This window comes from Bacillus thuringiensis (genome assembly GCF_001182785.1).
Classification (GTDB): Bacteria; Bacillota; Bacilli; order Bacillales; family Bacillaceae_G; genus Bacillus_A; species Bacillus_A thuringiensis_S.
In genome coordinates this window covers 4,704,194-4,722,732 of sequence record NZ_CP012099.1, presented here as the reverse complement: position 1 = coordinate 4,722,732, position 18,539 = coordinate 4,704,194, and the positions used below count along the sequence as shown (strand labels likewise).

Below are 18,539 nucleotides of genomic sequence, written 5' to 3'. Positions count from 1 at the left end.
GAAGGAGTGTGGAATATAAAAATGTTAAAACGATATTGTATTCGCATTATGATGACTTGTTTACTTGCATTTGCATTATGCGTAACATGGAAGGCTTTCACAGGAGTTTCTTTATTAGAGATTGTAAAGACATATGAAGGAATGAGTGCAAAAGAAGTACATGCAGCAGAAGTTAAGAGAGATGTTGCTCCGAGTAAAGAAGTGATAAATGCTTTAGAGCAGGCAAACGACTGGTCTAAATATCGTTCAATTGAAATGACTGCAACAGGTTATACATCGGGGATTGAGTCAACAGGTAAGAGGCCAGGGCATCCAGAGTATGGTATTACATATTCAGGTGTTAAAGTGAAAAGGGATTTATATTCCACAATTGCTGCGGACTTACGCGTATTCCCGATTGGAACGATTCTCTTCGTGCCAGGTTATGGGTATGGTGTAGTAGCTGATAAAGGCGGAGCAATAAAAGGAAACCGTCTTGATTTATATTATGATACGGTGAAAGATGTTTATAGCCAATGGGGTAAGAAAAAAGTAAATGTGTATGTAGTAAAAGTAGGAAATGGTAAGTTTACAGAAGAAGAGCTAACGATGTTAAATCAAGACGAAACGATGCAAGTGTTTCGTGGTCAATATTTAAAACAAAGATAGTCTAGTCGTAATTACGCTAGACTTTTTTTCTTGGCTTATTTCATAATAGAGGAGATTTTACACGTCATATAACTGTAGTTAGAATTGTCGCATTTTATCGAAAATAAAGTTATAATGGTGGTAGAGAAATTTAGGGGGTCTGAACATGTTTCAAGTACAAAAAGAATTAGCAAGTCATGAAGCAGTAATTGTCGCTTTATTTGAAGAAGAGAAAATGAGTAGTTTTGTACAAGAACTGGACAAAGCGTTTGAAGGACAATTACAAGTTTTACTAGAAGAGAAAGAATTATCTACGAAGAAAAAGGCCATTTCGAAAGTACATAGCTTAGGAAAAACAAATGTGAAACGTTATTACTTTGTTGGTTTAGGCAAGAAAGAGTCTTATACGACAGAAACGTTACGTGTGGCTCTTGGAAAAGCGTTTAAAACATTACAAGCAGCAAAAGTACAAGATGCAGCAATCTTACTTGATTCTTTCGTAACAGAGAAATTAGACGCGATTGATGTCGCTCATATTGCAGCAGAGGTACAAGGTCTTGGTACATATGAGTTACAAACGTATAAATCAGATAAAAAGGATCGTGTAGAGTTAGAGAAGTTCACGGCTATTACAGCGGAAGATGCACAAGAAATTGAAGCCGCATTAACAGTTGGCTACGTACATGGACGTGCAACAAATTCAGCTCGTACACTTGTAAATATGCCACCAAACGTATTAACAGCGACGAAGCTTGCTGAGTATGCTGTTGAGTTAGCGGAGAAGTATGATATGGACTATAAAGTTCTTGAGAAAGAAGAGATGGAAGATCTTGGTATGGGTGCGTTACTTGCAGTAAACCAAGGTAGTGTAGAGCCACCAAAAATGATTGCTCTTATTTATAAAGGAAAAGAAGAGTGGACAGATGTCATTGGATTCGTTGGAAAAGGTATTACATACGATACAGGTGGTTATTCTTTAAAACCACGTGAAGGCATGGTTGGTATGAAAGGTGATATGGGCGGTGCAGCTGCTGTATTAGGTGCGATGGAAATTATCGGAGAACTGCGCCCAGAACAAAATGTGATCGCTGTTATTCCTTCAACTGATAACGTTGTAAGTGGTACGGCATTTAAGCCAGACGATGTAATCACATCTATGAGTGGAAAAACAATTGAAGTGTTAAATACGGATGCAGAAGGTCGTCTAGCTTTAGCTGATGGTATTACGTATGCGAAAAAACTTGGTGCGAACTACCTTGTTGATGTTGCAACATTAACAGGCGGTGTAATTGTTGCACTTGGAAACAATACGACAGGCGCAATGACAAATAATGAAGAGTTATTTGAGCAAGTGCTAGAGGCTTCTATGGAAACAGATGAACCAATTTGGCAACTACCGATTTTTGATCGCGATAAAGAACGTGTGAGAAACAGTAAGTTTGCTGATTTAAATAACTCACCAGGCCGTGAAGGACATGCGGTTATGGCAGGTACATTCCTAGGCGAATTCGCTGAAGATACACCGTGGGTACACTTAGATATCGCTGGAACATCAGAAACAAAAGGCGCGCACGACTTAGGTCCAGCTGGAGCAACTGGTGCAATGGTACGTACACTTGCAACACTTGTGGAGCGTTTCGGAGAAGAATAAGAGTATAAGTGAAGACTGTTCCAATATTTTGGAACAGTCTTCTTTTTTATAGGTTTGTTTATCCTGCTATTTGTCGGGCAGTAAGACCCACACCTCAAAATTCAGTGGAAGCAAAGAAGTGAGGTGGGGTTGCCCGTAAACGCTCGATTGGTGAGGGCTGATTAAAGTTTCACTTTATAAAGAAATCGTATACAAAACCCCATTTAAAGCAAAAGAAGTACGGCCCGTTTCTTCAGAGACAACTAATATAAGTGCATCACTCTTTTCTGATAAGCCTATTGCAGCTCTGTGACGTGTTCCTAGCTCAGGATCAACTTCTGTACTTTTCGTTAAAGGAAGAATATTAGCAGCTGAGACTATATGATTATTTTTTACGAGAACGGCACCGTCATGAAGAGGGTTACCTGGGTAAAATATTGATTCGAGTAATGGCGCAGTTAAATGAGCGTTTAATGTCGTTCCAGTTTGAATGAAAGCTTCAAGCGTCTCATTTCGTTCCACAACGATAAGAGCACCATGTTTTCTAGCGCTTAAATGTTGGATAGCTGTCGTAATAAAAGATGAACTTTCCGTATAAGGTGATAAATATGCCTGAATATAGTATGTAGCTGCCAATGTTTGCACATTTGCTAACATATGATGAATATCTTCCATTTTGCATAAAATACATTCGTCTTCTTTATCGATTGCGTTCCTCATAATCGATAGTTCTTTTTCAGCAATTTCAATCATTTGCTTTGTTTGTATTTTGAGCTCTTCTGACAAGCCCCATTCGTGCATAATCCTCATTCCCTTTAGTGGAGTATTTAACCATAGTGTATACAAATATTCCTAGTAAAATCCTGCTAGATTTTATAAAATATTGAGATACAGCATGTTTTTTTCATATAATAAAGGTATGACGAGCGAGAGGAGAGAGAAGAATGAATTGGAAACAAGAATTTGATCGCTGGCTTTCTTACGCGCAATTAGATGCAGAATTAAAAGAACAGCTAGAAAACATGAAGCAAGATGAGAAGAAAATCGAGGATAGCTTTTATAAAAATCTAGAGTTCGGCACAGGTGGTATGCGTGGTGAACTTGGTGCTGGTACGAACCGCTTAAACGTATATACAGTTCGTAAAGCAACAAAAGGATTAGCAAGCTTTATTGAAAAGTTAGGTGAGGAAGCGAAAAAACGAGGTGTTGTTGTAGCCTATGATTCTCGACATAAATCACCTGAGTTCGCAATGGAAGTCGCTGCTACACTTGGTGCACGTGGTATCACAACATATGTGTTTGAAAGCTTACGTCCAACGCCAGTGCTTTCTTTCGCAGTTCGTCATTTACATACAGTAAGTGGAATCGTTCTTACGGCAAGCCATAATCCGCCTGAATATAACGGATATAAAGTATACGGTGAAGATGGTGGACAGTTGCCTCCAAAAGAGGCAGATGAGTTAATTAGCTACGTAAACGCAGTAGAAGATGAATTAACAGTTGAAGTCGCTGATGTAGAGCAATTAAAAGTTGACGGTTTATTACATATTATTGGACAAGAAGTAGATGATGCATATGCTGCAGAATTGAACAATGTCATCATTAATAAAGAAATGGTACAAAAGGTTGGTAAAGACTTAAAAATCGTCTTTACACCATTACACGGAACATCAAATATTTCTGTACGCCGTGGTTTAAAAGAAGTTGGATTTACAGATGTAACAGTTGTAAAAGAGCAAGAGTTACCAGATCCAAACTTCTCTACAGTAAAATCACCGAACCCAGAAGAGCACGCAGCGTTTGAGTATGCAATTCGTGACGGTGAAAAGGTAGGCGCAGATGTATTAATCGCAACTGATCCTGACGCAGATCGCCTTGGTGTAGCAGTTCGTAATCATAATGGTGAGTTCCAAGTATTAACAGGTAACCAAACAGGTGCTTTAATGCTTGATTACTTACTATCTCAAAAGAAAGAAAACGGAACGCTTCCAGAGAACGGTGTCGTATTAAAAACAATCGTAACGTCTGAAATTGGCCGTACAATTGCAAAAGCATACGGTTTAGATACAGTTGATACGTTAACTGGATTTAAATTTATCGGTGAGAAAATTAGACAGTATGAAGAAAGCGGACAATACGAATTCCAATTCGGTTATGAGGAAAGCTATGGTTATTTAATCCGTCCATTCTGCCGTGATAAAGATGCAGTACAATCTGTCCTATTTGCATGTGAAGTAGCTGCATACTACAAATCACAAGGGAAAACGTTATATGATGGTCTATTAGAAGTATTTGAGAAGTATGGTTTCTTCCGTGAAGACCTTGTATCGTTAACGTTAAAAGGAAAAGATGGAGCGGAACAAATCCAAGAGATGATGGCGACGTTCCGTGAGAATCCTCCGAAAGAAGTAGCGGGCTTAACAGTCGTAGCAGTGGAGGACTATAAAGCAAGTATCGTTACATCTTTACAAGATGGACATAAAGAAGAGATTCACTTACCGAAATCAAATGTGTTAAAATATCAATTAGAAGATGGTTCATGGTTCTGCCTACGTCCATCTGGAACTGAACCGAAGATTAAGTTCTACTTCGGTGTACAAGATAGTTCTTTACAAAATAGTGAACAAAAGTTACTTACTATTAAAGAAGACATTATGAATCGTTTATAATACAAAGTAATTTTAAGTAGTAAGGAACAAAAGGGAGCGAAATCTCCCTTTTGTTTTATGTAGGAAATAATTGCTATTAATTCCGACAGGAGAGAGGGTATTTTGTGATGAAAAAAGTAAGAAAAGCGATAATCCCAGCAGCTGGATTAGGAACACGTTTTTTACCAGCAACGAAAGCAATGCCGAAAGAAATGTTACCAATAGTAGATAAACCAACGATCCAGTACATTGTAGAAGAAGCAGTGAAATCGGGCATCGAAGATATTATTATCGTTACTGGTAAAACGAAGCGTTCTATCGAAGATCATTTCGATAACGCATTTGAACTAGAGCAAAACTTATTAGAGAAGAAAAAATATGAGTTGCTTGAAAAAGTACAAGCTTCTTCAAAAATGGTAGATATTCATTATATCCGTCAAAAAGAGCCGAAGGGGCTAGGGCATGCTGTTTGGTGCGCACGTAAATTCATTGGTGATGAGCCGTTTGCAGTGTTACTAGGTGATGATATTGTCCAAGCTGAGAAACCATGTTTACGTCAATTAATGGATGAGTATGAAAAAACACTTTCTTCTGTTATTGGTGTACAAACTGTTCCAGAAACAGAAACACACCGTTACGGAATTATCGATCCATTAGAACAAGAAGGTCGTCGTTACCAAGTTCGCAATTTCGTTGAGAAACCAGCACAAGGTACAGCACCTTCAAACTTAGCGATTATGGGCCGTTACATTTTAACGCCTGAAATCTTTATGTTCTTAGAACAGCAACATGTCGGTGCTGGCGGTGAAATTCAGTTAACAGATGCAATCCAAAGCTTAAATGAAATTCAACGTGTATTTGCTTACGATTTCGAAGGAAAGCGCTACGACGTAGGTGAAAAGCTAGGATTTGTTCAAACGACAATTGAAATGGCCCTGCAACACCCAGAATTACGTGATGACATGGTTGCAATGATGAAGAAAATTTTAGAAGAACAATCGAATCAAGAGTCTTAATATAAAAAAAAGAGTTATTGCAGCAAGCTGCAATAACTCTTTTTTTATTATGAAATCGTCGAATGAGAATGCTGATAAGCAGAACGACGCACAGCATAGTATATGCGAGGTGCGATAATAGCACCGATAATTGTAAATGCAATATCTTTTACTGCGAACCACATCATAATCATCCAAGCAGCTTTATAACTCATATTACCGCCCATAAAGAGATTGACTGCCCCGTACATGTAAGTAGTACCGATTATATAAGTTAAAATAATTCCTGTGAAAGAGGCAATTGCAAATGTAATGAATGTTGGTCTTTCTTTTTGTTCTACTAATTTTCCTGATACGTAAGCAACGATAATAAATGCGATAATAAAACCACCAGTAGGATCTAAAAGTGCTCCAAATCCAGCTTTGAAGTTAGCGAAGATTGGTGCGCCTGCTACGCCAACGAGCATATAAACAGCCATGGATAAAGCACCAAGTCTACTTCCAAGAAGAAGACCTGCTAAAATTGCGAAAAATGGTTGCATAGATAATGGGATGCCCGCTACTTGAAGGAATGGTGCCCAAGATACAATATTTGCACCGATGGCCATAAGAGCAACGAACATGGCAGCTAATGCTAAATCTAAAACATGTAATCTCCTCATAATGTTAACCTCCTGTTGTTTTTAGGTTAACATTATCGTAGCGAAAATATTTACTTGTTGTCAATCAAAATATTTTGATAAGAAGGCTTTAAATAGTCCCTTAGTAATGTATATGGAATACGGAATTGCGGAATTCCACTTGAATACGGAGCAATCTCATATAAAGGGAAATAAATGACGAGATTGTCTGGCTCTAAAAAGAAGTGAAACTTTTTCATACTCATTACCTTTTCAGTCGCATCAGGAAAATAAATACTTTCATTTTGTTTAATTTGTCTTACAATCTCTGCACGGATTACATCTTTATATTTATCTTTTTGTTGAAATAAATCGTCTAAGTGCAGTAGCTTTTTTTCGTTTAAATCAAATGTATTTGCCTTCCACGCATAAAGACCGTGTGCTCCGCCAGTATATTGATAGTAATTCACATATAGGCTAAGAAAAGGTGGTTTGTTTAAAGAGATTTTATAATCAACATTAGCTACGTACGGATGAAATGGTGTACTAGATCCTTCTGTTTCTTTATAATATTTTTTTGCTTCTTTTTCTAATTTGTTTTTAAATTTGTCAGTGGATTTTTTGTAGTATAAATTGAGCTTATTTAGAAATGTAGAGTCAGAAAAGTTGTGAAAAGAAGGCCTATTTATTTGATATTCTATATAAGGTTTCTTACCTTTTTGCGTTACAGTCTTAACATCGATTGTCAGGTTAGATGCTTTGGCTGTTATTGCACAATTTGGTACAATAGTCAGCAAGGAGAACATAAGCAGTAATATACAAAATTTCTGTTTCATTTAGGTGAAGCCTCCTTATATAAGTGTTATAAGTAGTTTGAAAATAAATAGGTAAAATTATACATTTAATTAAAACAAGAGAAGGAGGAAGCGATATGGCAAAAACTTTAATGGATTCACTTGGAATTGAGTTGTTAGAGATGACAGAAGATAAGGTGGTTGCTACGATGCCTGTTGATGAGCGTACGCATCAGCCATTTGGATTTTTACATGGCGGTGCATCGGTTGCATTAGCGGAAACAGTGGCAAGTGTTGGTTCATACAATTTAATTGATCAAGAAAAATGTATTTGTTTCGGATTAGAAATTAATGCAAACCACATTCGATCAAAGAAAGATGGAATTGTAACAGCGATTGGAACACCAATACATAGAGGACAATCGACAATGGTTTGGGATATTCGCATTATTGATGAAAATGATGATTTACTATGTATATCAAGATGTACAGTAGCAATTAAAGAAAAACGTGAAAAGTAAAAAAGAGGCGCTCTTATGAGCAGCCTCTTTTTTTATAATTAGAACTGGATTTTCTTCTCTAAGAAACCTTTTAGTTCGCTAATTGGCATACGAACTTGTTCCATTGTGTCACGGTCACGTACTGTAACAGCTTTGTCTTCAACTGAGTCGAAGTCGTATGTGATACAGAATGGTGTACCGATTTCGTCTTGACGACGGTAACGTTTACCGATAGAACCAGTTTCATCAAAGTCTACCATGAAGTCTTTAGCTAATTCTGCGAATACTTCAGTAGCACCTTCAGATAGCTTTTTAGATAATGGTAAGATAGCTGCTTTGTATGGTGCTAAAGCAGGGTGGAAACGAAGAACTGTACGAGAATCGTTTTCTAATTGCTCTTCTTCATATGCATCACATAAGAATGCTAATGTTACGCGGTCTGCGCCTAAAGATGGCTCGATGCAGTATGGTACGTAACGCTCATTCGTTTGTGGATCGATATAGTTAAAGTCTTCGTTTGAGTGTTCCATGTGACGTTTTAAGTCGAAGTCTGTACGAGATGCAACGCCCCAAAGTTCGCCCCAACCGAATGGGAATTTGAATTCGATGTCAGTTGTTGCATTACTGTAGTGAGATAACTCTTCTTCACCGTGGTCACGAAGACGCATGCTCTCTTCAGTCATACCAAGTGAAAGTAACCAGTTTTTACAAGTTTCACGCCAGAATGCGAACCACTCTAAATCTTCACCAGGCTTACAGAAGAATTCAAGTTCCATTTGTTCGAATTCACGTGTACGGAATGTGAAGTTACCAGGCGTGATTTCGTTACGGAAACTCTTACCGATTTGGCCAATACCAAATGGAAGCTTTTTACGCATAGAGCGTTGAACGTTTTTGAAGTTTACGAAAATACCTTGTGCTGTTTCAGGACGAAGGAAGATTTCGTTTGTGCTAGACTCTGTAACACCTTGGAATGTTTTGAACATTAAGTTGAACTGACGAATTTCAGTGAATTCTTCACTACCGCAATCAGGACATTTTACTTCATGTTCTTTCATTAAGTCAGCCATTTGGTCGAAAGTAAGACCGTCAACAACCATTTCGATGCCTTTTGCATCTAAAGCATCCTCAATTAATTTGTCAGCACGGTGACGAGCTTTACATTTTTTACAGTCGATCATTGGATCGTTGAAGTTACCAACGTGACCAGAAGCGATCCAAGTTTTAGGGTTCATTAAAATAGCTGCGTCTAAACCAACGTTGTATGGAGATTCTTGAATGAATTTTTTCCACCAAGCTTTTTTAACGTTATTTTTTAATTCGATTCCAAGTGGACCGTAATCCCAAGTGTTTGCAAGACCACCGTAAATTTCAGAACCAGGGAAAACAAAACCGCGATGTTTCGCTAAGTTTACAACTTGTTCCATTGAATACATAAGAAAATCCTCCTTTTGAAAGTTAACGTATTGGCGATGACATACTCTGGTACTTTGGAAACGAGCAGTATATGCTAAAAAGAACATAAAAAAACGCTCATCCCAAGGCTTATTTGCCTAGGGACGAGCGTTTGCCCGCGGTTCCACCCTAGTTGATACACAAAAGGTGCATCCACTTTATCATGTATTGCTCGGGACTGCCGTTTCCTTGCGGCTTCAGGCTTTCACTATCCCTGAATCGCTTTTTATGCAAGTACTTATAAGTCCGTCATCGCTACTTATATTAGTAATAATGAACATATTCTAACACGTTCTTTTTTAAATCTCAATAGAGGAACGCGTCTATCTATGATAGAGTCTCGCCTATTTTTTCATTATTTATTCCGTAATTTTCTTTAATATGCTTAATTGCTTCACGCTTACTTAATGGAGCGAGCTCGTTGTTTTGCACGTATTCCCAAACTACATCCGGATTTGTTTTTGCATATTCACGAAGGATCCAGCCAATCGCTTTTTGAATGAAAAATTCTTTTGAAGAATGTAGTTGTCCAATAATCCAGAAAAGAAGTTCTTCATCCATCTTTTGTTTATATTTCAGTTGGAATAAAATAGCGGCGCGTTGTAACCATATGTTATCTGATGCAATCCATTTTGGAATATACGCAGAAATCAATTCTGGGTGTTTTAAAAAGATAGTACCTAAGAATGTAGGGACGATGCTATCGACAGAGTCCCACCAAGATTTTGTGACAATAAGTTCTTCTAAGAAGGGGATATGAGTTTCGTTTATATGCTTTTTATATTTTTGCATAATATCAAGTGCGGCCGCTTGGAATTCACGTTCTGGTAAGTCCCAAAGCTCACGTACGATAATTTGGAAGTCTTTTTTATCTGGGAGAGTATGTATTTGAATGACGTCTTTTAATAATTGGCGTCTTTCCGGTGTTTGAATACCTAGAAATGGGAAGTGATTTTTCATATAACGAGCCATAGGTTCTGCTTTTTCAGGATTTTGATGAGCTGTAAAATGCTCTTGTAATGCTTTTACAAATGGATGCATAAGTGTTTCTCCTCTCTTATTTTCTTTCTTCTCTTATTATACAAAGAGTTTGGATAAATTTTAAAACATAACTTGCAATGTAATGAAATATGTTGAAAGTAGAGAGGAGAGGATAAGATGGAGGATCAAGGCGTACTAGCAGGTTTCTTTGCTCTTAGTTTTGCGTTTATTCTTGTTATATTGATTTGGGCAATTATTTCATATTTGTTAACGGCTTTTGCACTTTATTCGATGGCGAAAAATGATGGTGCAACGGACGGGGTGCTTGCGTTTATTCCGTTTTTGAATAGTAAGACGTGGGGTGACTTAGCGAAAGATAAATTACCAGATTTTTTGAAAGAAGAAGCAGGGTGGAAAGTATTCGGTATATATGTTGCATGTTTCATTTTTAATTTCGTACCAATTATAAGTTTACTAGCAACAGCTGTATCGATTGTATTGTCCATTTATCTTATCTACGCTATTTTAGACAGATATGGAACGAACTCTATATTATTTACGATTATTCATGTAATCACATTTTCGGTTTTTTTACCGATTCATTTATTTATTATTCGAAATGAACCGGTGAGATATAAAGAGTAGATTTTTCGTTTTTGTTGATAAGTCGATATATTTTAGATATAAGTAAAAAAAGCGCCCTGATTATCAGAGCGCTTTTTCTATTACATAAGGTAGCGTAAGTAAATATAAATGTGAGAAATGATTAATGAAACGATCATAATTGGGAAACCGACTTTTAGGAATTCCATGTAACTAAATTTATGTCCTTCGCGGCTCGCGATACCTGCAACGATTACGTTAGCAGAAGCTCCGATTAATGTTCCGTTTCCGCCGAGACAAGCACCTAGTGCTAATGCCCACCATAATACATCGATTTGTGCATCAGATGGTGATAAGCCTAGCCCAACTGCCATATCGTTAATAAGTGGAATCATTGTTGCGACGAATGGGATGTTATCAATTGTTGCAGAGGCGATACCAGATACCCATAAAATAAGGATGGATGCGTAAGAAATATCTCCGCCTGTTATACCAATTACTTTTTGAGCTAACATTTTGATAAGACCAATATCGATAAGTCCTCCAACAAGTACGAATAGCCCTGCGAAGAAGAAAATTGTTACCCACTCTACGCTTGCAAATACTTCTTCAATTTCATGCTCTTTCACACCAATTAACATAAGTACAGTAGCACCAGTTAAGGCAATGATAGCCGCATCAATATGGAAAATAGAATGAGTCATGAAACCTACAATCGTAAGTCCAAGCACTGTTAAAGATTTTTTCATTAATACTGGATCTTTAATGTATTGTTTTTCATCTAAGCTCATTAATTTTTTAACTTGTACAGGATCGGCAATTAATTGTTTACGGTACATGAAGTAAAGTATTGTTGCTGTAACTCCAATAATAATAATTACGATTGGTGCTAGATTCAATAAGAAAGCATTGAAGTCTAAATGCTTATTGGCAGAACCAATCATAATGTTAGGTGGATCACCAATTAATGTTGCTGTTCCCCCAATGTTTGAAAAAATAATTTCAGAAAGTAAATATGGAACAGGATTTACTTGCAGTATGCGCGTAATAGATAAAGTAACTGGAACAACAAGAAGTACAGTTGTAACGTTATCTAAAAATGCGGAGCCAAGCGCGGTAAGTAGGGAAAGGGAAATTAAAATTTTAATTGGATTTCCTTGTGCCCCTTTTGCTGCTTTAATGGCAACGTATTGGAAAACACCTGATTTACTCGTAATGTTCACCAAAATCATCATACCGATGAGTAGCGTAATCGTTCCCCATTCAATATGTTTCGTAAAGGCGTTATGTAAATCGACGACCCCCACAATTACCATGAATGCTGCACCAAGAAGTGCGATGACAGCGCGATTAATTTTTTCAGAAATAATAATGGCATATGTAATTAAAAAGACTGCGATAGCAAAATAATACTGCCAGTTAGCGAGTTCTTGCGTTGTTTCGTGCAAAAATCTCATCTCCTTTCATTCGTTTTTCTTAGTGTGTCAAATATTAACTAGATGAAACACACATAACGTCATTATAAAGTAGAAAAACTGCGGATGTAAATGAAAGGAGGGATTTTGTCATATTTTCTGCATAGGTCATTTTTTCTTATTTTTTAAAATATTTGTGGGCATTTGACATATATATAAGATACATCCAATCTGAATATTTAAAATGGAATTAGCATTCGAGCTTGTTCGTGTAGGAGTGTCAAATAGAAAGGAATGACAAAAATGATAAGGAAGGGATCGTATGGATGAACAACGATTTTTATTTTTAGACTTTGAGTTTACGATGCCCCAGCATAGAAAGAAACCGAAAGGATTTTTTCCGGAAATTATTGAGGTAGGACTCGTTTCAGTTGCTGGCTGTAAGGTGGAAGATACGTATTCATCACATGTCAGGCCGAAAACATTTCCCTCTTTAACGGATCGATGTAAGAAGTTTTTAGGAATAAAACAAGAAGTCGTGGATAAAGGGATTTCATTTCCTGAACTCGTTAAGAAGCTTGCAGAATACGAAACGAAATGTAAACCGACAATTGTAACGTGGGGAAATATGGATATGAAAGTGCTGAAGCATAATTGTGAAATGGCAGGGATAGCTTTTCCATTCTTCGGACAGTGTCGTGATTTATCGCTTGAGTATAAAAAGTTTTTTGGAGAAAGAAATCAAACAGGATTATGGAAAGCAATTGAGGCGTACGGAAAAGTAGGGACAGGGAAGCATCATTGTGCGCTTGATGATGCGATGACGACGTACAATATTTTTAAACTAGTAGAAAAAGATAAAGAGTATTTAGTAAAACCAGCACCTCCAACATTAGGAGAACTCGTTGATTTTTCAAAAGTGTTAAAGAAAGTGAGCACACAGTAACGACCAAATTGCACATTATGTAATTTGGTCGTTTTGTTTTTTACAGTTTGTAGTCTTTCTTTAACCGTTCTAATGTTTTTAGACTACGCTCTGCAAAAGGTGAATCATCTTCAGAAAATGAATTCATTTGAGTTTCTAATGCTAATTTTAGTGACTCGGTATAATCCGGAATTTCTCCTTCATATTTCTTTACCATTTGCTCTGGAATGTTCGTTTGCTCACGAAAAGCTAAAGCACGTCTTTCATGGAAAAATGGTACGTCAGCTTGTTTTACGTTATGTAAGTCACCTTGCACCGGATGTTTTAAAACAGCTAATACTTTTACGACATAACTACCAGGACGGCGATTTGTAATTTCGCCGATGTATTTTCCTGTTTTATAAATACCAGTAACGATTTCACCAATTTCAAATGTTTCTCTCATATTTTTCACCTCAAGTTTATAGTAAGGAAAGTAGGAGAAGGAGTCAAAGAAATCATTCGCTTTCGGAACGCCCCCTTGAGAATATGGATAGGTTCCACTATAATTTAAAGTGATATAACAGAAAATTCTGATGTTTTATAAATCCTATAATAAGGAGTGTTCTATATGATGCCTTTATATTTTCCGGAAGATAAAACAGAATATATTATTCCAGGGATTGTTTGCGTGCTATTTATCATTGGTGCCGTTGCTACGTGGCGTATGTTCATTCGTGTATCAAAACGCGAAGCGGAGCGATTACAGAAAGTTGAAGAAAAACTTTTAGCGGAAAAGAAACAGTAACTCATTTTTGTATGTTTCCCTCTATGCTCGGACAATCTAAGGGCAGAATATATTTTGGAGGGAATGGAATGAAGAAACGGCTTTTTTTCAGTTGTTGTTTATTATTTCTGATGGCAGGTTGTGACCAAGGAAAGCCGAAAGAAATTGAAGTGAAATTACATAATGCTTCAGGAGATGAAGTAGGGACTGCGAAAGTAGTGCAGCAAACAAGTGGCGTGAAAATTACGATTAAAGGAGAAGGTTTCACGCCAGGACCACACGGACTACATGTACATGAAATCGGAGAGTGTAAGGCACCTCGTTTTGAATCATCCGGGAATCATTTTAATCCTGATGATAAAAAACATGGTCTTCTTAATCCGAAGGGTGCAGAAAACGGTGATTTACCGAACGTAGTTGCAGATGGTTCTGGAAAGATTAAAGCGGAAATCGATGCACCTCACATCACACTTGAAGAAGGAAAAACGACGATTCATAGAAAAGATGGAGCGTCTATTATTATTACAGAAAACCCTGATGATGGTATGACACAACCGACAGGTAAATCAGGCGATCGAATTGCTTGTGGTGTAGTTGTAAAAAAAGCAGCGGATATGAAGAAAAAGTAAAAGCTACCGTGCTGGTAGCTTTTTTTGTGTAGTATAAGTGAAAATATATCAGCGATTATTGGAATATATCGACTGTAACTCAAATTATATCGGCGATTATTAGAATATATCGACCGTAACTTGAAATATATCAGCGATTATTGAAATATATCGACTTACCGACAAAATATGACAGACTCCTCTATTATTATGAAAACGTATGACGCAGTCTGTTCAAAATTTCTTCTAAAATAGATCGTGGACAGCCGATGTTAATTCGAATATGTTCTTCGCCACCTAACCCGTATTTCTCACCAGGTTCAACGATGATTTTTCCTTTTTCCTCAAGTAGTGCGGTACGCTCGCTTTGAGAAAGATTTAGACGAGAACAATCAATCCATAATAAAAAGCTACCTTCTGGCTTCGTTACGGAAAGAGCAGGTATGTGAGTTTTAATATATTCACAAGCAAATTGAGCATTATCTTCTATATATAATCGAATTTCTTTTAGCCAACCATTACATTCTGTATAGGCACTTTGCATCGCTGTGTAGGCGAAGATATTTAACCCGTGGAAGCCTTGTCTATATTGGATAGCTGTAAAGGCGTGACGGAGTTTTTCGTTTGGAATGATAATAATCGACGCTTGTAATCCAGCGATATTAAATGTTTTACTTGGAGCCATACAAGTGATAGTGCGCTCTGCTAATTCTTCAGATAAGGAAGCGAACGGCGTATGTGTATGGTCTGCATAAATGATATCGGAATGAATTTCATCCGCGACAACGATAACGTCATATTTAGTACATAACGATCCGAGCTGCGCAAGTTCCTCTTTCGTCCAAACGCGTCCGATTGGATTATGAGGGCTACAAAGAAGCATGAGTTTGACGCCTTGCTGAAACTGCTTTTCTAAATGCTCGAAGTCTATCACATATGTATCATTTTGTTTCTGTAATGGACTCACGCATAACTGCCTGTTGTTTGTTGTGACCATTTCGAAAAATGGAGGATAAATAGGTGGTTGTACGAGAACGGATTCGTTTTCTTTTGTGAAAGCCTGTATGCTCGTACTAAGAGCTGGAACGATCCCCGCACTAAAAACGATCCATTCTTTTTGAATGTCCCAGTTATATTGTTTTTTTGTCCAGTTACAAATAATATCTCCAATATTTTCGGGAGGAAGTGTATAGCCGAAAATAGGATGCTCAATACGTTTCTTTAAAGCAGTTTGAATTTGTGTTGGTACTTCAAAATCCATATCAGCAATCCAAGCGTGGAGAAGTTCTTCGTTTTTATAAGTATCCCATTTTGTGCTATGTGTTCCACGCCGATTTACTGTTTTATGAAATAGTTGCATACGTTTGCCCCCTTATTCTGTAAAACCGTTAAGTTATGAAAGTTCTCTCTCTTCTTATAGAATAGCTGATGTGATAGGATAAAGAAAAGTATTAAAAAGTGAAAAGGCGGGAAGCGAATGGGTACATATGAAAAGATGATAGAGGTTGTGAAGAATTGGGATCCGTTTCAAATGGGACCGGAGTTTTATGAAACAGAAGCGAGCGATGTTGTGAACGTCATAAGTGTGTTTGACGATTCAAAATACATCGCAAAGAAGATTCAACATATATACTTTATGTCTTTTGAGGAAGTACCTGCGCTTGAAAAATGTGAGAAATTAGCTGTGGAATTACTTGTAATAAAAGAAGGCGGAAGCTGTTCATTATAGGCTGTCGGAATTTCCGACAGCCTTTTTTATATTATCCCGCTATTTGCTGGGCAGTAAGACCCCCCACCTCAAAATTCAGCGGAAGCAAAGAAGTTAGGTGGGGGCTGATTAAAGTTTCACTTTATTGCGCGGAAAAAGCGATAATTTCTTCATAAACATGTTCAGGCTTTTCTTCAGGTAGTAAATGTCCTGTATTTTCGTAAGAAATAAATTTTGAATTCGGTAAATCTTTGTGTAGACGATGACCTACATGTACAGGGACGACGCGGTCTTTTTCACCCCAAATGAGTAGTGTAGGTGTTTCAATTTTTTGTAATTCAGTTGAAGATAAGTCACCTTCACGGTCTCGTATCATGCGAGTTAAAGCGGGAAATATACGGTCGTCATAAAAAGGAGCGGAGTAACCTTTTTTCATTTCATCGTCAATTAATGAGTGATCATGAACGACATTCATTAAGTTATGAACAATGCCGCGTCTAATAATCCAGTTCTTTACGTATAAATGAAAGAACGGTAAATAAGAAGAGTATAGTAAAGGTAAGGTTGCGCGTGCTAAATAGCTAGAGCTGCATAGTAAAATCGTTTTTGAAATGAGTTCAGGACGTATACGGTTTACATAGAGGGAAATTTGCCCACCCATAGAGTGCCCAACTAATACAATGTTTGAGAGAGATAAATGTTCAATTAAATCAATAATAATCGTTGCTAAATTGTGATAAGAATACTTAAAGAGATGAGACTTATCACTTTTTCCGAACGGTGGTAAATCAAGAGCAATCACTGTTCCTGCTTTCGATAGTAAGGGAATGAGACGACGGTAACTGAATGAGGAAGATAAAAAGCCGTGAACGAGTACGAAAGTAGGACGTTCTGTTTTGTTATCGTGTTCATACAATTCGTAATGAATAGTAGTGCCGCGAGTGGAAAAAGTGAAATAAGGACAAGTATATTCGTGATTCATTTTTTGTCACTCCATTGATTTTTGTTCATATCATCTCCAAGGAAGAAGAAAATATGTTAACAAAAAAAGGCAAGATGACGATGTCATCTTGCCTTTCGTTTATTCAGTATTACCTGCGAACAATATTAGGCGGTGTTTTCCCTTGTAATCCTGCAACTAAATTTTCAGCGGCGGTCATAGCCATTTGCTGCCTAGTTTTTAATGTTGCAGATCCGATGTGTGGTAAAGTCACAACATTTTGTAATGATAAGAGTGAATTATCTTTTTGAATTGGCTCTTGTGTAAATGTATCGATACCTGCTGCAAAGATTTTCTTTTCTGTTAAAGCATGGATTAACGCTTCTTCATCTACTGTTTTGCCGCGAGAAGCATTAATGAAGATTGCTGTTTCTTTCATTAATGAAAATTCCTTTTCTCCGATAAGGTGATATGTTTCATCTGTTAATGGAGTAAGAAGAACAATAAAGTCAGACTGCTTCAGTAGCGTCTGTAAATCACAATATGTAGCATCGAATTTTTGTTCAGCTTCTTCTTTACGACGGCGGTTATAGTAAAGAACATTCATATCAAATCCGAATTTTGCTCGTTTTGCAACGGCTTCTCCAATTCGGCCCATACCAATAATACCAATTGTGCTATGGTGTACATCTAGTCCGAAGTGTTCTTTTCCGATTTCAGCGTTCCATTCACCATTTTTCACGTAAGAATCAAGTTCGCAAACGCGGCGCCCAGCTGATAACATAAGGGCGAAAACGAGATCAGCTACTGTATCATCTAATACGTATGGTGTATTCGTCCCGATAACATTTCGCTTTTTCATCGCTTGTAAATCAAAATTATCGTAACCGACAGAAATGTTGCTTACTACTTTTAAGTTAGGAGCCACTGTCAGTAATTCTTCATTAATAGCAGATCCGAAATTTAATAACCCATCTTTATCTTGTATTTTCTCTAATAGAACATCACGAGGTACTTTCTCATTTTGATCCCATTTTTCATAATCACAGTGTTCTGATAAATAGTTTTCTACAAATGTTGGAACTGGTTCAGCAATATAAACTTTTGGTTTCACGGTTCCATCCCCTTTCGCTTTATCACGCATTTTTCCGCTGATTAAAGTTTCACTTTACCCCGCATTAACGGACAGTAAGTCTCCCACCTCAAAAAGCAGCTCAAGCAAAGAGGTTAGGTGGGAGAGCAACTGTCCGTAAAAGCCCGATTGGTTCAACTAATAATCAGCGGGGTGAAGCATTTCGCTGATTAAAGTTTCACTTTATTTTGA

Annotated in this window: 20 protein-coding genes; 10 read left to right on the top strand and 10 right to left on the bottom strand. The window is 37.3% G+C overall.

Annotated elements, in window-relative coordinates:
- Window positions 1–21 precede the first annotated feature (21 nt).
- Together AC241_RS24485 and pepA are read left to right on the top strand one after the other, a co-directional pair.
- The gene (locus tag AC241_RS24485) at window positions 22–648 is read left to right on the top strand and encodes a 3D domain-containing protein (protein WP_016079878.1); all 627 of its coding nucleotides are present in this window, start codon (window positions 22–24) and stop codon (window positions 646–648) included.
- A 145-nt stretch (window positions 649–793) separates the two neighbouring features.
- Complete coding sequence (gene pepA / locus AC241_RS24480) at window positions 794–2,278, top strand: cytosol aminopeptidase (protein ID WP_050844644.1); 1,485 nt, start codon at window positions 794–796, stop codon at window positions 2,276–2,278.
- Window positions 2,279–2,452: 174 nt separating this feature from the next.
- On the opposite strand, the gene cdaS is transcribed toward pepA, so the two are convergent.
- Window positions 2,453–3,058, bottom strand: coding sequence for a sporulation-specific diadenylate cyclase CdaS (gene cdaS / locus AC241_RS24475; protein WP_000545251.1), 606 nt, complete (start codon window positions 3,056–3,058; stop codon window positions 2,453–2,455).
- Between the two features lie 143 nt (window positions 3,059–3,201).
- On the opposite strand from cdaS, the gene AC241_RS24470 reads away from it, so the two are divergent.
- Together AC241_RS24470 and galU are read left to right on the top strand one after the other, a co-directional pair.
- A complete protein-coding gene (locus AC241_RS24470) occupies window positions 3,202–4,926 on the top strand; it encodes a phospho-sugar mutase (protein WP_050844643.1) in 1,725 nt (574 codons plus the stop codon).
- 107 nt (window positions 4,927–5,033) lie between these two features.
- Window positions 5,034–5,921 (top strand): UTP--glucose-1-phosphate uridylyltransferase GalU, encoded by an 888-nt coding sequence (gene galU, locus AC241_RS24465; RefSeq protein WP_016079882.1) that lies wholly within the window; start codon window positions 5,034–5,036, stop codon window positions 5,919–5,921.
- A gap of 47 nt (window positions 5,922–5,968) precedes the next feature.
- Here galU and AC241_RS24460 read toward each other — a convergent pair whose 3' ends face one another.
- Window positions 5,969–6,562 (bottom strand): biotin transporter BioY, encoded by a 594-nt coding sequence (locus AC241_RS24460; RefSeq protein WP_029443502.1) that lies wholly within the window; start codon window positions 6,560–6,562, stop codon window positions 5,969–5,971.
- A 50-nt stretch (window positions 6,563–6,612) separates the two neighbouring features.
- Window positions 6,613–7,356 carry a DUF3298 and DUF4163 domain-containing protein gene (locus AC241_RS24455; RefSeq protein WP_050844642.1) on the bottom strand — a complete coding sequence of 248 codons (744 nt, stop codon included), beginning with the start codon at window positions 7,354–7,356 and terminating at the stop codon, window positions 6,613–6,615.
- 95 nt (window positions 7,357–7,451) lie between these two features.
- Between AC241_RS24455 and AC241_RS24450 the strand changes: the two genes are divergently transcribed.
- The gene (locus AC241_RS24450) at window positions 7,452–7,835 is read left to right on the top strand and encodes a hotdog fold thioesterase (protein ID WP_016079885.1); all 384 of its coding nucleotides are present in this window, start codon (window positions 7,452–7,454) and stop codon (window positions 7,833–7,835) included.
- Between the two features lie 38 nt (window positions 7,836–7,873).
- On the opposite strand, the gene AC241_RS24445 is transcribed toward AC241_RS24450, so the two are convergent.
- Window positions 7,874–9,250, bottom strand: coding sequence for a glycine--tRNA ligase (locus AC241_RS24445; RefSeq protein ID WP_000287154.1), 1,377 nt, complete (start codon window positions 9,248–9,250; stop codon window positions 7,874–7,876).
- A 346-nt stretch (window positions 9,251–9,596) separates the two neighbouring features.
- A complete protein-coding gene (locus tag AC241_RS24440; RefSeq protein WP_029443501.1) occupies window positions 9,597–10,310 on the bottom strand; it encodes a DNA alkylation repair protein in 714 nt (237 codons plus the stop codon).
- Between the two features lie 117 nt (window positions 10,311–10,427).
- On the opposite strand from AC241_RS24440, the gene AC241_RS24435 reads away from it, so the two are divergent.
- Window positions 10,428–10,895 carry a hypothetical protein gene (locus tag AC241_RS24435; RefSeq protein ID WP_000390061.1) on the top strand — a complete coding sequence of 156 codons (468 nt, stop codon included), beginning with the start codon at window positions 10,428–10,430 and terminating at the stop codon, window positions 10,893–10,895.
- Window positions 10,896–10,975: 80 nt separating this feature from the next.
- Here the strand turns inward: AC241_RS24435 and AC241_RS24430 are convergent, their stop codons facing one another.
- On the bottom strand, window positions 10,976–12,301 hold the full coding sequence (locus tag AC241_RS24430) for an ArsB/NhaD family transporter (protein WP_000545210.1): 1,326 nt from the start codon (window positions 12,299–12,301) through the stop codon (window positions 10,976–10,978).
- A 289-nt stretch (window positions 12,302–12,590) separates the two neighbouring features.
- Here AC241_RS24430 and kapD point away from each other — a divergent pair, with 289 nt between their 5' ends.
- A complete protein-coding gene (kapD, locus tag AC241_RS24425; RefSeq protein ID WP_000344356.1) occupies window positions 12,591–13,214 on the top strand; it encodes a 3'-5' exonuclease KapD in 624 nt (207 codons plus the stop codon).
- Window positions 13,215–13,254: 40 nt separating this feature from the next.
- Here kapD and kapB read toward each other — a convergent pair whose 3' ends face one another.
- Window positions 13,255–13,638, bottom strand: coding sequence for a kinase-associated lipoprotein KapB (gene kapB / locus AC241_RS24420; RefSeq protein ID WP_050844641.1), 384 nt, complete (start codon window positions 13,636–13,638; stop codon window positions 13,255–13,257).
- 165 nt (window positions 13,639–13,803) lie between these two features.
- Here kapB and AC241_RS34910 point away from each other — a divergent pair, with 165 nt between their 5' ends.
- Together AC241_RS34910 and sodC are read left to right on the top strand one after the other, a co-directional pair.
- A complete protein-coding gene (locus AC241_RS34910; RefSeq protein ID WP_000982763.1) occupies window positions 13,804–13,980 on the top strand; it encodes a hypothetical protein in 177 nt (58 codons plus the stop codon).
- A 68-nt stretch (window positions 13,981–14,048) separates the two neighbouring features.
- Window positions 14,049–14,588: a superoxide dismutase [Cu-Zn] gene (gene sodC / locus AC241_RS24410; RefSeq protein WP_029443499.1), complete on the top strand. Its 540-nt coding sequence runs from the start codon at window positions 14,049–14,051 to the stop codon at window positions 14,586–14,588.
- A 187-nt stretch (window positions 14,589–14,775) separates the two neighbouring features.
- On the opposite strand, the gene AC241_RS24405 is transcribed toward sodC, so the two are convergent.
- Window positions 14,776–15,927, bottom strand: coding sequence for a MalY/PatB family protein (locus tag AC241_RS24405; RefSeq protein WP_050844640.1), 1,152 nt, complete (start codon window positions 15,925–15,927; stop codon window positions 14,776–14,778).
- Window positions 15,928–16,044: 117 nt separating this feature from the next.
- Between AC241_RS24405 and AC241_RS24400 the strand changes: the two genes are divergently transcribed.
- Window positions 16,045–16,296: a YugE family protein gene (locus AC241_RS24400; RefSeq protein WP_016079890.1), complete on the top strand. Its 252-nt coding sequence runs from the start codon at window positions 16,045–16,047 to the stop codon at window positions 16,294–16,296.
- A 121-nt stretch (window positions 16,297–16,417) separates the two neighbouring features.
- On the opposite strand, the gene AC241_RS24395 is transcribed toward AC241_RS24400, so the two are convergent.
- Both AC241_RS24395 and AC241_RS24390 read right to left on the bottom strand, forming a co-directional pair.
- A complete protein-coding gene (locus AC241_RS24395; RefSeq protein WP_001015204.1) occupies window positions 16,418–17,257 on the bottom strand; it encodes an alpha/beta fold hydrolase in 840 nt (279 codons plus the stop codon).
- A gap of 109 nt (window positions 17,258–17,366) precedes the next feature.
- Window positions 17,367–18,359, bottom strand: a complete 993-nt coding sequence (locus tag AC241_RS24390; RefSeq protein WP_050844639.1) for a 2-hydroxyacid dehydrogenase — start codon at window positions 18,357–18,359, stop codon at window positions 17,367–17,369.
- Window positions 18,360–18,539 lie beyond the last annotated feature (180 nt).